Genomic DNA, 1,205 nt, shown 5'->3' on the forward strand with positions numbered 1-1,205 from the left:
TTCAGAACTAACACAGTGGACGCGAGCAACTGAGGACAAGCCCTCGGCCTATTAGTACCAGTCAGCTCCACCCGTTACCGGGCTTCCACATCTGGCCTATCAACCCAGTCGTCTACTGGGAGCCTTACCCTCTCAAGGAGGTGGGAATACTCATCTTGAAGCAGGCTTCCCGCTTAGATGCTTTCAGCGGTTATCCCTCCCGAACGTAGCCAACCAGCCATGCCCTTGGCAGGACAACTGGCACACCAGAGGTTCGTCCGTCCCGGTCCTCTCGTACTAGGGACAGCCCTTCTCAATATTCCTACGCGCACAGCGGATAGGGACCGAACTGTCTCACGACGTTCTAAACCCAGCTCGCGTACCGCTTTAATGGGCGAACAGCCCAACCCTTGGGACCGACTCCAGCCCCAGGATGCGACGAGCCGACATCGAGGTGCCAAACCATCCCGTCGATATGGACTCTTGGGGAAGATCAGCCTGTTATCCCCGGGGTACCTTTTATCCGTTGAGCGACGGCGCTTCCACAAGCCACCGCCGGATCACTAGTCCCGACTTTCGTCCCTGCTCGACCCGTCGGTCTCACAGTCAAGCTCCCTTGTGCACTTACACTCAACACCTGATTGCCAACCAGGCTGAGGGAACCTTTGGGCGCCTCCGTTACCCTTTGGGAGGCAACCGCCCCAGTTAAACTACCCATCAGACACTGTCCCTGATCCGGATCACGGACCGAGGTTAGACATCCAGCACGACCAGAGTGGTATTTCAACGGCGACTCCACCCCAACTGGCGTTGGGGTTTCAAAGTCTCCCACCTATCCTACACAAGCCGAACCGAACACCAATATCAAACTGTAGTAAAGGTCCCGGGGTCTTTCCGTCCTGCTGCGCGAAACGAGCATCTTTACTCGTAGTGCAATTTCACCGGGCCTATGGTTGAGACAGTCGAGAAGTCGTTACGCCATTCGTGCAGGTCGGAACTTACCCGACAAGGAATTTCGCTACCTTAGGATGGTTATAGTTACCACCGCCGTTTACTGGCGCTTAAGTTCTCAGCTTCGCACGCCCGAAAGCGCACTAACCGGTCCCCTTAACGTTCCAGCACCGGGCAGGCGTCAGTCCGTATACATCGCCTTACGGCTTCGCACGGACCTGTGTTTTTAGTAAACAGTCGCTTCTCGCTGGTCTCTGCGGCCACCCCCAGCTCAG

The 1,205-nt window shown here is 56.3% G+C and carries 1 rRNA gene (running past one end of the window); it reads right to left on the reverse strand.

The window, feature by feature from the left end:
- Positions 1 to 31 precede the first annotated feature (31 nt).
- Positions 32 to 1,205 (reverse strand): 23S ribosomal RNA (locus tag ACZ5WG_RS40745); it runs 1,542 nt beyond the window's last position.

The sequence above is a fragment of the Streptomyces sp. NPDC032745 genome (assembly GCF_055579465.1).